Source organism: Niabella hirudinis (assembly GCF_051201075.1).
Taxonomy (GTDB): domain Bacteria; phylum Bacteroidota; class Bacteroidia; order Chitinophagales; family Chitinophagaceae; genus Niabella; species Niabella hirudinis.
The window spans coordinates 34963-49982 of the sequence record NZ_JBPEHJ010000018.1 but is presented as its reverse complement, the minus strand read 5'-3'; the positions used below and the strand labels follow the sequence as shown (position 1 = coordinate 49982).

Annotated in this window: 12 protein-coding genes; 7 read left to right on the top strand and 5 right to left on the bottom strand. The window is 46.0% G+C overall.

The window, feature by feature from the left end:
• Positions 1-485: 485 nt before the first annotated feature.
• The 6 genes from GGU45_RS20965 to GGU45_RS20940 all read left to right on the top strand — a co-directional run bounded on the left by GGU45_RS20965 (position 486) and on the right by GGU45_RS20940 (position 10358).
• Positions 486-1598, top strand: a complete 1113-nt coding sequence (locus GGU45_RS20965) for a PDDEXK nuclease domain-containing protein (RefSeq protein ID WP_435228124.1) — start codon at positions 486-488, stop codon at positions 1596-1598.
• 380 nt (positions 1599-1978) lie between these two features.
• On the top strand, positions 1979-2575 hold the full coding sequence (locus GGU45_RS20960) for a TetR/AcrR family transcriptional regulator (RefSeq protein WP_435228123.1): 597 nt from the start codon (positions 1979-1981) through the stop codon (positions 2573-2575).
• 205 nt (positions 2576-2780) lie between these two features.
• Positions 2781-3956: an efflux RND transporter periplasmic adaptor subunit gene (locus GGU45_RS20955; RefSeq protein WP_435228121.1), complete on the top strand. Its 1176-nt coding sequence runs from the start codon at positions 2781-2783 to the stop codon at positions 3954-3956.
• Positions 3957-4243: 287 nt separating this feature from the next.
• A complete protein-coding gene (locus GGU45_RS20950) occupies positions 4244-7405 on the top strand; it encodes an efflux RND transporter permease subunit (RefSeq protein WP_435228119.1) in 3162 nt (1053 codons plus the stop codon).
• A 148-nt stretch (positions 7406-7553) separates the two neighbouring features.
• Positions 7554-8990 carry an efflux transporter outer membrane subunit gene (locus GGU45_RS20945; protein WP_435228118.1) on the top strand — a complete coding sequence of 479 codons (1437 nt, stop codon included), beginning with the start codon at positions 7554-7556 and terminating at the stop codon, positions 8988-8990.
• Between the two features lie 96 nt (positions 8991-9086).
• On the top strand, positions 9087-10358 hold the full coding sequence (locus tag GGU45_RS20940) for a multidrug effflux MFS transporter (RefSeq protein ID WP_435228116.1): 1272 nt from the start codon (positions 9087-9089) through the stop codon (positions 10356-10358).
• A 538-nt stretch (positions 10359-10896) separates the two neighbouring features.
• Here the strand turns inward: GGU45_RS20940 and GGU45_RS20935 are convergent.
• From GGU45_RS20935 to GGU45_RS20925, 3 genes are all read right to left on the bottom strand, one after another.
• The gene (locus GGU45_RS20935; RefSeq protein ID WP_435228114.1) at positions 10897-11454 is read right to left on the bottom strand and encodes a hypothetical protein; all 558 of its coding nucleotides are present in this window, start codon (positions 11452-11454) and stop codon (positions 10897-10899) included.
• 61 nt (positions 11455-11515) lie between these two features.
• Positions 11516-12124: a hypothetical protein gene (locus GGU45_RS20930; RefSeq protein ID WP_435228112.1), complete on the bottom strand. Its 609-nt coding sequence runs from the start codon at positions 12122-12124 to the stop codon at positions 11516-11518.
• 84 nt (positions 12125-12208) lie between these two features.
• Entirely contained in the window at positions 12209-12721 is a 513-nt protein-coding gene (locus GGU45_RS20925) for a hypothetical protein (RefSeq protein ID WP_435228110.1), read from the bottom strand.
• Between the two features lie 305 nt (positions 12722-13026).
• On the opposite strand from GGU45_RS20925, the gene GGU45_RS20920 reads away from it, so the two are divergent.
• Positions 13027-13266, top strand: coding sequence for a helix-turn-helix domain-containing protein (locus GGU45_RS20920; RefSeq protein ID WP_435228108.1), 240 nt, complete (start codon positions 13027-13029; stop codon positions 13264-13266).
• A 99-nt stretch (positions 13267-13365) separates the two neighbouring features.
• On the opposite strand, the gene GGU45_RS20915 is transcribed toward GGU45_RS20920, so the two are convergent.
• Positions 13366-14481, bottom strand: a complete 1116-nt coding sequence (locus tag GGU45_RS20915) for a hypothetical protein (RefSeq protein WP_435228107.1) — start codon at positions 14479-14481, stop codon at positions 13366-13368.
• Between the two features lie 325 nt (positions 14482-14806).
• Positions 14807-15019, bottom strand: coding sequence for a KTSC domain-containing protein (locus tag GGU45_RS20910; protein ID WP_435228105.1), 213 nt, complete (start codon positions 15017-15019; stop codon positions 14807-14809).
• Position 15020: the final 1 nt, after the last annotated feature.

Here is a 15020-nt window from a genome sequence, read left to right as displayed (position 1 = left end):
GCCCGCTAAGATACGCAAGGGTTGCAATGGATCCACTAGCGCCATCCCTTCGTTGCGGCCTTTGCGAATTCCCCGCGCACTTTGCGTTAAAAAAAAACACATCTCATTCCATTACTCACCCCATTTGCGGAGCAATTTCAACCGCAAGGCCCGCTAAGATACGCAAGGGTTGCAATGGATCCACTAGCGCCATCCCTTCGTTGCGGCCTTTGCGAATTCCCCGCGCACTTTGCGTTAAAAAAATAGTCCGAGAAATGTTATGCACTCCATATTGCAACGGATCCCGATATTGGACAACAACAGGTATCACTTTCCTTTCTTCCAGTTCCACCATTTCAGTTTATCCGCTTCCCGCATATATGAAGCTATTGCGCCAAAATAAACCGCTCACCGGAGTCATATAATTCATTTTTTACATAACTTTATACCAACGGTCAGGAAAAATAATTGCTCGTTGGTGAAACTATTCACCTAAAACTACCACTATGAAATCACCTAATACCTACCTGCAATTTGTACGAACTGTAAAAAGGAAAATATTGCAGAGCCGCTACCAGGCAGCAAAACTGGTAAATCATGAGTTACTTTTATTGTACTATAGCATTGGGCATAGTCTGCACGAAAAAATGACCGCTGCCAATTGGGGAGATAAGGTGCTGCAACAAATCGCGATTGATCTACAGAATGAATTGCCGGGACTGCGTGGCTTTTCCTACAGAAGTCTGAAAAATATGCGGCAGTTTTACAATTGCTATCAGACTGCAGTAATCGGGCAGTCTGTAACTGCCCAATTACCGAACCAATCTGAAAAAAGGCTACACGCTACTTCTTCCAAAAAGGAAATTGGGCAGTCATTAACTGCCCAATTGGATTCCTCATTCATTAACACTGTTTTTACGGCACTTAGCTTTACACACCATATCTTACTTATAAACAAATGTAAGGATGCGGAGGAACGTATCTACTATATGCATCAGGCTGCAGCCCATCATTGGACCGTGAGCCTGTTGCAACATCATATCGAAAGCAATCTTTACCACAAGAAAGGAAAACTTCCTAATAACTTCCAGAAAGCGCTACCCAAAACAATAGCAGCAAATGCACTAAACACTTTTAAAGACGAATACCTGCTGGATTTTATCAATATCACACCGGAGGATGATGAACGCGTGTTTGAAAACAAGATCATTAACAACATAAGACAATTCATTCTATCCCTGGGAACAGGCTTCTCCTTTATGGGCACACAGTACCGGCTCGTAGTAGATGAGGAAGAGTTTTTCACCGACCTGCTTTTCTTCAACCGTGTGCTGCAATGCCTGGTAGCGATCGAATTGAAACGAGGCAGGTTCAAACCCGAATATGCCGGCAAGCTTAATTTTTACCTGAATCTGCTGGACGATCAGGTGAAGCTGCCGCATGAGCACGCCAGCATCGGCATCATTCTGTGTAAAGAAAAAAACAATAAAGTTGTTGAGTATGCTTTTAAAAGCATGCGCAAGGCGATGGGCGTTGCTACCTATACAACCCGTAAACAACCGCCTTCCCGGTTAAAAAAAATACTACCGGATGCAGCCTCCCTGAAAAAATTATTATAGAACACATACGACGACCTTTTCTAAATAATGAAAACCCATCCTGACATACAGCTGTCACTTCCCCGTTTTAGCTTTGATCCTCCAAATAAAAAATCCGTTATTTCATAACAACTATTTCACCTTAATTAAACAAAGTTTTTATTTGGTTTATTAGTTTTTTGAAATTACTTTTGAGCCGGGGCAAAAAAACCAGGTTACCTTTTTTCAGGAATTGTATTAATCAGACATGCGCTTTGTCAATAACTACAACACTTTAAGAAAGTAATCACCAGCGGTGTCGCACTAACAAACGTTTGAGCCACAAACATCTCAAAAAAAATTTGGAAGTAGTTTCGAAACACCGTTAACTTTGCTAACACTGTTAGGTAAATTTGTTTTTTATGAGTGTAGCAGAGCGAAAACTGAGGGAAAAAGAAGTGATCCGGAAAAAGATCATTGACGCAGCGTTGCAGCTGGTAAAGAATGAAGGCTGGGAGTCACTGTCCATACGGAAGATAGCCGATGCTATTGAATACAGTGCCCCTGTGATCTATGATCACTTTGCCAACAAGGAAGCCATTCTTTTTGAAATTTCGCAGGACGGTTTTAAACTCCTGCTGGCAAACATTCATAAAGCCATTTCAAAAAAGGAATCGCCACGAGAGGAATTGAAGGCGTTGGTGGATACGTACTGGAAGTTTGCGCTCAAGAACAGGAGTTATTTCAAACTCATGTTTGGTGTGGGGATGCCCTGTTGTGGCGAGGGGAAAATGAAAACAGAATTTGGAGCCTTACAGGATATAATTTATGAAATCATAAAAAAAATAATCATTGAAAAGAAAACCAATATTGAATCCGCGTGTTATAAAACGCATGCATTTTGGTCGGCAATACATGGTTTTACTTCAATCATGATCGCAAGAAGCGCCGATGTTCCGCAAACAATGAACGTATCGGTACTCGATCAAATGGTAGTGAACATTATAGAAAATCTTTAAGCCAAAAAAGACGACAACTCAAATAGTAATTATTTTTTAGTGCATTCCCCTTCGGGATGACAACGGGCAATGGTTGCCATTCCGTAATACGCGGGAACTGCGCGTATAAACAGGATCACTGGCCCCGGCAATACCCTGGGCGCCTTTCTCCGGTATGTACCCCGGCAGGATTTATATTTCTTTGACTCAAAAAACAACTCTACAGATGAAAGCAAACAACCATACCATCCACGCAAGCATTATTGTACCCGCGCTTATTGCGCTTTCTATATCGCTACAGAGCTGCACCAGCGGCTCCGCCAATCCAAGCCAGGCCGCCCAGGCCCCCGCACTGCCGGTAATGGGCACCCCGGCATCACCCGTAACCGTTTACCAGGAGTTTTCCGCCTCGCTGGAAGGCAAGGTAAACGTAGAAGTAAGGCCACAGGTAGACGGTTACCTGGAGAAGATCTTCGTAGACGAAGGCGCTTACGTAACCGCAGGTCAACCGCTGTTTAAGATCAATGCACAGTTGTACAATGAAGCCCTGAACAACGCACGCGCCAATGTACTGGCCGCACAGGCCAATGTACAAAAGGCGCAGGTTGACCTGGACCGGCTGAAACCACTGGTAGATAACGCCGTGATCTCCGATGTGCAGCTAAAGACCGCAAAAGCCAACTACAATGCCGCAACCGCAGCGCTGGCGCAGGCCAGGGCCATGGTAGGCAACGCGCAAATCAATGTAGGCTATACACTGATTAAAGCGCCGGTGAACGGTTATATCGGAAGTATTCCGTTTAAAACCGGTAGCCTGGTAGGACGTGGTGAAACACAGCCGCTTACCGTACTCAGCGAAGTGAACACGATGTACGCCTACTTCTCCATGAGCGAGCCCGACTTCATTGCCTTTAAAAATAAATACCCGGGTGAAACCATTGAGCAAAAGCTCAAGAACGTGCCTTCTGTTGAATTGCTGCTGGCCGATAATTCTGTTTATCCGCAGCAAGGAAAGATAGAGCTGGTTCAGGGGCAGTTTGACAAAACCATCGGCGCCATCAACTTCCGCGCGGCCTTCCCCAACCCCAATAAAATATTAAGAAGCGGCAATACCGGTAAGATCCGCCTGCCGCAGCTCTTTAATGAAGTATTGGTGGTACCACAGGAAGCCACATTTGAGATCCAGGATAAAGTATTTGTATTTACAGTAGACAGCAGCAACAAGGTAACCAGCAAACCCATTGCCGTTTCCGGTAAAACCTCCTACTACTACTTTGTAAACAAAGGACTTTCCAAGGGCGAAAGGATCGTGCTTTCCGGAACCGGTAATTTAAAGGACGGTGTACAGATACAGCCGCAGGTAGTTTCGGCCGACAGCGTGTTAAAGGCCAATCCAATTTAACGGGTTTACAGGGCTGCCCGGACAGTCGTCCACACGTCATTTCGACTGAAGCGAAGCGAAATGGAGAAATCTCATCTCCTGATATTGTGCCAGAGATTTCTCGGCTCCACTTCGTTCCGCTCGAAATGACGATGTACCGGCTTTTTGATCAACCCTCCCAACAACGCTTATTTTTTGCGGAACAGCACACCGCTGTAAAAGCAATACCCTGATAAAGCAGCAGTCCCTGCCGCCTGGGGATCTTTTACCTCAATTATTTACGCACAGCATACTTACAACTCGATATCATGCTAAAGAAATTTATACAACGACCCGTATTATCTACGGTTATTTCCATCATTCTCCTCTTGCTGGGTATCCTCTCCCTTTTTGCGCTTCCGGTAACCTTATTCCCGGATATTGCGCCGCCCAGCGTGCAGGTGACCGCCACCTACCCCGGTGCCAACGGTGAGGTAGTAGCGCGTTCCGTGGCCACTCCGCTGGAAGAAGCCATTAACGGTGTGGAGAACATGACCTACATGACCTCCAACTCCAGCAACGACGGTACCATGACCCTGACCGTATTTTTTAAACAGGGCACCGACCCTGATATTGCTTCGGTAAACGTGCAGAACCGCGTTTCCAAAGCCGTAAACCAGATCCCGCAGGAAGTAGTGCAGTCGGGCATCTCCACCCAAAAGGTGCAGAACAGTTTTATCATGTTTACCGGGCTTTATAGTGAAGACAGCGCCCAGTATGACGAACTGTTCCTGGAAAATTATCTTAAGATCAACGTGATCCCTCAAATACAGCGGATCCCCGGTGTGGCACAGGCACAGGTATTTGGCGCTAAGGATTATTCCATGCGGATCTGGCTGAAACCGGATCGCCTGGCGGCTAACAATCTTTCGCCACAGGATGTACTGGCAGCGGTTAGAGATCAGAGTCTGGAAGCAGCGCCCGGCCGGTTGGGACAAAACAGCGATGAGGTATTTGAATATGTGTTAAAATATAAGGGCAAGCTAAACCAGCATGAGGATTATGAAAACATCGTGGTAAAAGCAAACCCCAATGGTTCGGTATTAAAGCTGAAAGACCTGGCCCGCGTGGAGTTTGGCGCCTTTACCTACAATGCCAATAACCGCCTGAACGGGAAACCGGTTTCCGGCTTTGCGATCTTACAAACCGCCGGATCCAATGCCAATGAGATCCTTACAGAAGTAGAAAAGCAACTGGGAGAACTGTATACCACCATGCCCAAAGGCATCAAACCCGTTACCATGTACAACTCCAAGGAGTTCCTGGATGCCTCCATTCACCAGGTAAGGGAAACATTGATCATCGCCTTTGTACTGGTGTTTATTGTCGTGTTTATCTTCCTGCAGGATTTCCGCTCCACCCTCATACCGGCCATTGCCGTGCCGGTGGCCATTGTGGGAACCTTCTTCTTCCTGCAACTATTCGGCTTTACCATCAACCTGCTTACGCTGTTTGCGTTGGTGCTGGCTATTGGTATTGTGGTGGATGACGCCATTGTGGTAGTGGAAGCCGTGCACGCAAAAATGGAGCATAAGGATATGCCGGTGCGCAAGGCCACGGTACAGTCCATGAACGAAATCTCCGGTGCCATTATTTCCATCACATTGGTAATGGCCGCGGTATTTGTACCCGTTGGATTTATGCAGGGTCCGGCCGGTGTGTTTTACCGGCAGTTTGCCTTTACCCTGGCCATCGCCATCCTGATCTCGGCGGTAAATGCCTTAACATTAAGTCCTGCATTGTGTGCATTGTTCCTTAAAAACCCGCATACACCGGGCGAAAAAGGACATCTGCACGAAAAGAAAGGATTTATGGCCCGCTTCTTTACCGCGTTCAATGCCGGTTTCCGTACATTAACGAACCGGTACATCGGCAGCTTGAAGTTCCTCATCCGCAGGAAATGGGTAGCCATTGGGGCGCTGGTGCTCATTGCCGGCACCAGCTACTGGCTCATCAAAAGAACACCTTCCGGGTTTATTCCTACAGAAGACCAGGGCTTTGTACTGTACGCGGTAAATACCCCTCCGGGAAGTTCGCTGCACCGTACGCATAAAGCAACAGAAGCAATTGATCAGATCATTAAAAAAGAAGAATCCGTAAACAATCTTTGGGTAGCCGATGGATTGAACTTTATCAGTAATGCCTCCGCCTCTCCTTATGCCGCAGGTTTTATCCGGCTGAAGGATATAGACAAACGTGGTAAGCTCACAAACCCGGATGCCATCGCTGCGGCGCTTACCGGCAAGGTAACCTCTGTAAAAGATGCCAATACCTTCTTCTTCAACTTCCCTACCGTACAGGGTTTTGGTAACGTGAGTGGATTTGAGTTTATGTTGCAGGATCGTACCAACGGCCCGCTGGAAAAGCTGGGCAATACGGCCGGTGCCTTTATCGGCGCGCTGATGCAGCGTAAAGAGATCGCGTATGCCTTCACCACTTTCGCCGCCGGCAACCCGCAATATACCATCGAGACCGATTTTATAAAAGCCAAACAGTTGGGCGTATCTGTAAGCGAACTGATGCAGACCATGCAGATCTACTTTGGTAGCAGCTTTGTATCCGACTTTAACCGGTTTGGTAAATACTACCGCGTAATGGCGCAGGCGGATATTCCTTATCGTAAGGACCAGTCTTCATTGGATGGCATTTTTGTAAAGAACAACCTGGGCGAAATGGTGCCGGTTAAAACCCTGGTAACGCTCAAGCGCGTATTTGGCCCGGAAACCGTAACCCGTAATAACCTCTTTAATGCCGTTACCATTAACGGGGTACCCAAACCGGGCTTTAGTACGGGGGATGCCATCCGCGCTATTGAAGAAACGGCGAAGACGGCCCTGCCCAGGGGTTACTCGTATGAGTGGACGGGTATTACCCGCGAAGAACGGAGTGCCGGAAGTCAGCAGGTATACATCTTCCTGCTCAGCATCATCTTCGTATACTTCCTGCTGGCCGCACAATATGAAAGTTATGTGCTGCCCCTTGCGGTGATCCTTACCGTACCGGCGGGTATACTGGGTGTGTTTCTATTTATCGGCTTTGCCGGACTGGAAAATAATATTTATGTACAGATCGGGTTGATCATGCTCATCGGGCTATTGGCCAAGAACGCCATCCTTATTGTAGAGTATGCGGTACAGCGGCGAAGGAAAGGAATGAGCTTGGTAGCCTCGGCGCTGGAAGCCTCAAGGCTGCGCCTGCGCCCGATCCTGATGACCTCCTTTGCTTTCATCGTGGGTATGTTGCCGCTGGTGTTTGCAAAAGGCGCCTCTGCCATCGGTAACCACTCTATTGGTTACAGTACCGTAGGTGGGATGCTTACCGGTGTAGTGCTGGGTGTGTTTATCATTCCCGTGTTGTATATCATATTCCAGTATTTGCAGGAAAAGATCGTATCAAAAAGAGCGGAGGATGATGAGGACTGGGAATTGTAGTTCGACAGGCTCACTACAATAAGCGTCATCCTGAGCCTGTCAGCCTGAGCCTGTCATCCTGAGCCTGTCATCCTGAGCCTGTCAGCCTGAGCCTGACGAAGGCTGACAGGCCCGCAACATTCATCTTCCATGTTATCACAAATCAACTATGAATTATTTAAGTATGAAAAAAAGATATTCCCTACAATACCTGCTGCCGGTGATCGCAATGCTTGTTACCGCGGCATCCTGTAAAGTAGGACAGGCTTATAAACGCCCGGAAGTGGCGCTTCCGCAGGACTTTCGCGCGATGGCAACGGCGGATACCAGCAGCATTGCGGATGTGGAATGGAACCGGTTCTTTACAGACCCGGCCCTTCAGACGCTCATTAGCAAAGGCGTTGGTTATAACTACGACCTGCAAATTGCACTGAAGCGCGTAGCCGCATCTGAGCAAACTTTAAAGCAGGCCAGGCTGCTGCAGCTGCCGCAGCTTAGCTTTAGCGTTACGGGGCAAACCACCAATCCGTCTAACAACAATGTAAACGGGTTGAGCGTGGGCAGCTTTCTTAAAAAGCAGCATGTGGAAGATTTTAATGCCGCGCTTACTCTTACCTGGGAGGCCGATATCTGGGGCAAGATCCGCCGCCAGCAGGAAGCGACCATGGCCGGTTACCTGCAAACCTACGAGGCTTCAAAAGCCGTGCAGACGCAGATCGTAGCCAGTATTGCCCAGGGCTATTATAACCTGCTGATGCTGGATGAGCAACTGGGCATTGCAAAAAAGAACCTGGCATTAACCGATAGTACGCTGAACTTTACCCGCCTGCAACGCAATGCCGGTGAAGTAACCACCCTGGCGGTACAACAGGTAGAGGCTCAAAAGCAATCCACAGCCCTGCTTATTCCGCAGCTGGAGCAAAACATTGCCATACAGGAAAATGCATTGAGCATTTTAACCGGCAGCTTGCCCGGTCCTGTGGAGCGCAGCAAAGGTCTTTTTAATTCCGGTGTGCCGCAATGGTTAACACCGGGTATTCCTTCTGCCGTACTCAGCCGCAGGCCGGATGTGCGGGCTAAAGAAATGGAACTGATCGCCGCCAATGCTCGGGCTGGTATTGCCCAGGCCAATATGTACCCCAGCCTGTCCATTACTGCACAGGGCGGACTAAACTCCTACCTGGCTAATAACTGGTTTAATATACCGGCATCGCTGTTTGGCACATTGCTGGGGAATGTGACCCAGCCCATATTTCAGCAGCGGCAGTTAAAAACGCAGCTGGAAACGGCCAGGATCCAGCGGGAACAATCGGTATTGGAATTCCGGCAGTCGGTATTGACGGCCATTGGTGAAGTATCCGACGCACTGGTGGCTACTGAAAAATTAAAGGAGCAAAAGACCATTGCTACGGACCAGGCAGATACCTTAAAACTAGCCATTAAAAATGCGCGCCTGCTGTTTAAAAGCGGTATGGCCAATTATATAGAGGTACTCTCCGCGCAGTCCAATGTATTGCAGTCGGAGCTGAACCTGGCCAACATACACCGTTTGCAGCTGAGTGCCGCGGTAGATCTTTACCGTTCCCTTGGCGGTGGATGGAAATAGTGCAGCACATTTCCCTTACCCTCTTGCGCCCTTTGCGTAATCATTGCGCCCTTGCGGTAAAAAAAGGAAAATGTTTTGCATCCAAAAACAAGTGTTATGCAAACAACTGATATTAATAATAAGCGAACAAGGGTGGTGCTCATCGCCATCCTTGGCTTACTCACCGCTATTGGTCCGTTTTCGATAGATATGTACCTGCCGGGTTTCCCGGCTATGGCAAAGGACCTGCATACCTCTATCAACACCATTGCCTATTCCCTGTCCAGTTTCTTTATTGGACTGTGCGTGGGTCAGCTTATCAGCGGGCCGTTGCTGGACCGTTATGGGAGAAAACGCCCATTGATCATTGGACTGGTTTTATATATTGCCGCATCCATTGGTTGTGTGCTGGTGCGTACACCGGAGGCGCTGATCGCATTACGGTTTATACAGGCATTGGGTTGTTGCGTATCCATGGTAGCACCCCGCGCTATTACGCGTGACCTGTTTCCATTAGAGGATAACGCCAAGGTATTGTCCCTGCTTATTTTGTTATTAGGTGTATCCCCTATCCTGGCGCCTACTTTTGGCAGCTATGTGGTGGCTTATTACAAATGGCAGGATGTATTTATTATACTGGCGTTGATTGCCGCTGCCACGCTGGCCGCAGTGATCTTCCAGTTTAAGGAAAGCAAGGCGCCGGATACTTCGGTATCCTTAAAACCACGCCCCATCCTTAATGCCTTTGGCAGTGTGCTTAAAAATCCGCAATTTTTTACCTATGCCTTTGCAGGCGGCGTATCCTTTGCGGGGCTTTTTGCTTACCTCTCCGGATCACCGTTTTTGTTTATGGAATATTTTGGAGTTTCTAAAACTGCATACGGTACCATCTTCGCTATTATTGCCGCCGGGCTTATCGGCAGCAGCCAGTTGAACGCGGTGCTGCTGAAAAAATATTCCAGTGAGCAATTAGTGACCGCATCGATCCTGTTGCAAACGATCATCGGGTTTGTGTTGCTGGCGGGTATTACCACCGGCATCCTGGGGTTGTATGGCACTATTGCCGTTATCTTTCTTCTTTTCTGTACCCTGGGCATCAGCTCTCCCAATACCGCGGCGTTGAGCATCCTGCCTTTTAGTAAGGAGGCGGGCAGTGCATCGGCACTATTGGGTGCGCTGCAAATGGGACTGGGTGCACTGGCGGCGGCGCTTACCGGTGTGTTTGATAATAAAACACCCGCGCCCCTGGCCATTATTATTGCCACCAGCGGGTTGCTGGCATTGGTGGTATTACTGGTAGGACAAAGAAGAGTAAAACAAATGCCTGCGGAAGCAACGGCAGATGTAGCAACAGAGCAAGAGGAAGAAGAAATTTGCATCATCGCATAGTTGGTAAGTATATAGAGAGCAGATTTGTTTTTTGAGTGTATCTGTGCAACCAGCGGGCTTTGTTCCCGCTGGTTTTGCTGAGCGGATCCCGGTGAAAACCGGGAATAGTCGAAGCATCTCCTCCCTGATGCCGGACTGCCCGTAATTGCGAGCCCCTTCCGCTCTCTCCCGGCGCTCCCGGCCTGTGCTTACTCATCATTTCGGGCGCAGCCGAAAAATCTTTACGCCATCATTATTGTTAACAAATAAATTTCAAAATTTCCTTTGCAGGGATGATTCCGTAAAGATCGCTCCGCTACGGTCGAGGTGACGATGATCTTTCTTGCCTGAGCGTAGTGATGTTGATTTTCTTAAAGGAGGAGCGTCTACGAAGCGACAACATTCATCCTTACGGGTCACCCTGAAGATATCATCCCGGACTTGTTCCGGGATCTGTTCCCATTTCAGGATTAGCAAAATTTATGTATAGATGCTGAAACAAGTTCAGCATGACAAAAGAATGATTGACCCAACTGGCGCCGGCCTCACCGACCTGTGCTTATGCGTAAATATCCACGCCGCGGGATTGGATATAGGCGGCTTCCAGCAGCTTCATTAAATAAAACCATACGGAAAACTCATCCATCTCCACGCCCAAGGCGCGGTCCGTAACGCCGTGGTACAGCGCCATGTGCATGCTGGATTTCCACTCATCGCAGGTTTGATACGCAAAAAATTGTTCTATTACTTTGCGGATGTTGCCCTGCTCCTTTTCTATAAAATAGCTGGCAAACTTTTTTTGTCCGGGTAGGGCTTCGTCTGCAAGGATGCTTAAATCTGCCTGCTGGTCTGGCTCCAGATCATTGGTATAAATATAATGCGCGGCATCAATGACCGAACCGATGGCCATGAACGCGCAACAGAGCTTAAAAGGAGGTATTTGGGTTTGCCCCTCAAACTGCTCTATAAACAGAAAGAGATGTAAAAGCCATTTGCGAAACTCGTGTATATCCCCGGCATGGTAAAAACAAAGGGCAAACACGCGGTACGGATTGGTGGTGGCCTCCAGGCACCAGCTTTCTGTGTGAAAGGGGTCGGTTGTTCTTAGGAATTGCATACGTTATCGTTTTGGGGTGAAGGAAAAGACCTGTTAGGTCTGTTTGCCGCGGTGGGCAGACCTAACAGGTCGGGCCCGGTTTTAGATCGCCATCTACATGCAGCACCTCCCGTACATCTATTAAATGCGCGGCTTCCATTAGCCGGGTGAGGTGCAGATACAGGTTTAATAAATGAAGGGTATGGTCACTGGCATAACCGGAGAAGGCATTGCTTAATACCTGCTCCATGCTTTGCTGCCACGCCTCTGTGTTTTGGTATTTAAAAAAACGATGGAATACCAAATAGGGATTTTGATACTCCTTTTTCGATAAGGTTTTGGGCAGGTATTCCCATTCTGCAAAAGCAGCGCCGGGACGGGTATAGAGCCGCTTATCCATAAACTGTTCCGGCTTCAATTGCAGTTCACTGGTTTTGTTTTGCCGATAAAGCGCCCGTGCAGCAAGCATTACGGAGTGGATGGCTTTAAACAGATCCAGCACCGATGCGGGTGATTCCTTTTTATGCACTTTATTACGAGCGGCGGATAGCAATACCTGCCGGATGGTTTTGCGATAGGAACCGATGTCTGTAAAAACGAAACATTCTGCAAATACCTGGTACGGATCTGTAACCACTGTAAAGGCCCAGCAATGGGTTTTAAATGGATCATTTTGTGTTTTGTTTTTCATCTGTTTTTTGTTTTGGGGTGATTTTTTTGTTGTCGTTTCGAGCTTGTCGAGAAACCTCAACAAAACCCTTTAACCTTACTACAACTACATGATTTCGGAGGGGTCCCTCCCTGCTTGTGGGCGGGAGCAGGACGGCATAAGGCCGAGGAAGGCGGTCATAATTTCCCCGGTGATGGTGGCTATTACCGTAATGGTGGTTACGGTGTTACCAGCAGGATCATAACCTACGGGCGTGCCTGCATCCCATACCCGCTGCAGGTGGGTGCTGCGTGGCACGGGCGCTGGTGGCTGCTGGTACGCATCCCGTATACAGGCTACAATTTGCGGTATGGAAATGGTAAACTTGCCGGTAAGCGGGTGGCGCGGCACTTTGTAATAATGCCGCTCTAAAATATGCGCCAGCACTTTGGCGCTGAGGTACCAGCCCTGGCGCAGCAGCTTTTTCTGTTTTTTTACCGGCAACTGCCATATAAGCCCTTCCTGCAATTGTTGCAGCCAGGTTTGGGTATCTGCCAGCAGGAACAACACTTGCAGCCATTGTGCTTCATTAAATACGGTGTTGGTGTTTGGTGCGGGTGTAGCAACGGCATTGTTCATAACAATAGGTTTTTGGTTGGGCACCGCACAAAAAAAGGCGTGGTGCTCAACTTACCGAACTGAGGCCGTCGGAGACCTGTACACGGATAAGAGAGCCCACGCCTAGGTCGTGAGCTATTCTGCTTATCATCCCGTGTACTTGAAAGTTCCGACGTTTCAGTTCGAGATTCAAAGCGAATGCTTCAAATAATTTTTATGAAGTAATCGCAAAAATAATGTCATTTATCAATAACAATTCAAATATACAGAATTTGTGTTATGACACAAATTATTTTTTAATATTTTTTTTGACCTTCATTTTATTAATGGAAAGTCAAATCGATAAAGAACTTATTGCAATTGGAAAAAGATTGCACCAATTAAGAAAACACAGGAACCTTACCCAACTTGATCTTGAAGTGGCTTCTGGCATCCCTAATGCTGATATCAGTAGAATTGAGAACGGGAAAAAAAATATTGAACTAATTACCCTAATTAAATTTTCAACAGCCCTCAAAGTAAAACTAATAGAACTGTTCAATTATGACGGAAAGCTTCCGAAATAATTCTTACTCCATTATCTTTCATCCAAAAGTTTCTTTCCGAAAAGGTCATATTGAAAAAGGATAGAAATAAAAAGGACCAATTAACCCGTCCCCGACTTTCTATTGCTTTGCTAGTTGTTCAATATACTTTGATGCGCCATCTTCAAAAGCTGTTATATTTCTTCCAAAGAATTGTTTATAGTTTTTAATTAAATCTTCGTAGATCTTAGGATTGTTATCGTCTTTAAAATTTACAACTTCTATTTCAGTATCGACATCAACCATCCTAGACAAAAGTTGTCTCATTTCAAAATCGGCTTGAGGCAATGAGTAACCGATAAAAACTATTTTTTTTGCCTCTGAAAGTTCAATTCCTGCATTCTGCCAAATTATTTTATATTGAGGGTTAGATAAATCTTTCAGAAAAGTCGGCATTATAAGATTAGCAACAAGATAGTGAGACTTTTGCTTCCCAAAATTCCCGTCGCAATGTCTGCAAGTTGGTTGCGCAATACTTGCATATGGGTCCATTGCTATTTTCTCATTAAACTTAACATAAATTCTTTGGCACTTAGGACACTGCAGCCAATTTAAAGAACCGTGAAGTTTTAGAAATTTTACATTGAAACCACCTTTCCCTAAAATCTCAAGCCCTGGCTTTACTGAATCGTCAAATTCATCGTAAGAACTTATATAGCAACAATAATCTACAACTCCCAAATCACTTTGATCTCTAATTTTGTTGTAAAGCGAATTATCCAAAAGTATGTCCCAGTTAGTACTAATTATTGAAATCGGGTCAATTGTCCTGTAACATTCTTGTCTTGATTTGGATACTTGTACAACATAACGAGCGAACTCATTAATGTAATTCTTATCTGACTTTTCAAGCAAAAACTGAAGCGTTAATCCAATAAGCTCAAATACTAATTTTCGTTTGTTTGAAATTTCCTGAACACTTAAATTTTTAAATGTTGTATTGTTGGCGATACAGCTATCTAAAGGGGTAAAAATATCTTCTAATGGAATAGTTTCTTGCAGTTCTGTTGGAATGCAAAGAGTATCATTTAAGAATTCTACAAATTCTCTAATTTTATTTTCCTTGAAAACCTCTGGGTTAGAATTGTGTACGTCAAATATTTTCTTTACCAGTTTCTCTTGAGATGGTGCATTTGCTTCAACGGAAAATCCTGCTCCAACTACAAATACCGTCTTGTTTTTTTTTCGTTTTGTCATTTTTATAAAATATCCCACTTAATTTTGCTACCAATTCTCCGACTAGCGCAATTACCAGACGGACCTAGTCATTTGTAAACTTTCCAACACGACTAGCTAGTAGCTTTTATTTGTTAAAAATGCATTTATTCCGCGACCATTTTGGCATTTGCTCTTTAGCAGCTTCAATTTTCTCCAAATGGTTATTGGCCAACATAGTTAATCTTTTCAATTACGAAAAAATACATCTGATCGAATAAAAGAATTAAATTTCACTCAAACCCCTCCGTTCTACGTTTAGCAACACTTTGTCAACGGTTCGTGCTTGCAGCAGTCGTTAATTACGTTAGCCGACTTGGGATTCCGCATATTGACCTTTGATATTCGCATGAAAGAATTTTCCAAATGATGCTGCAGATTTCATTTCATAATAAACACTATCCGGAACATCAAAATACTGCCACACAACTCCACTTTTAAATTCGATTTCTAAAGTAGAAATACTTGGATCAAAACCAAAACTGGTTATCATGCTCGATTCAACATATTCTCTAATCATA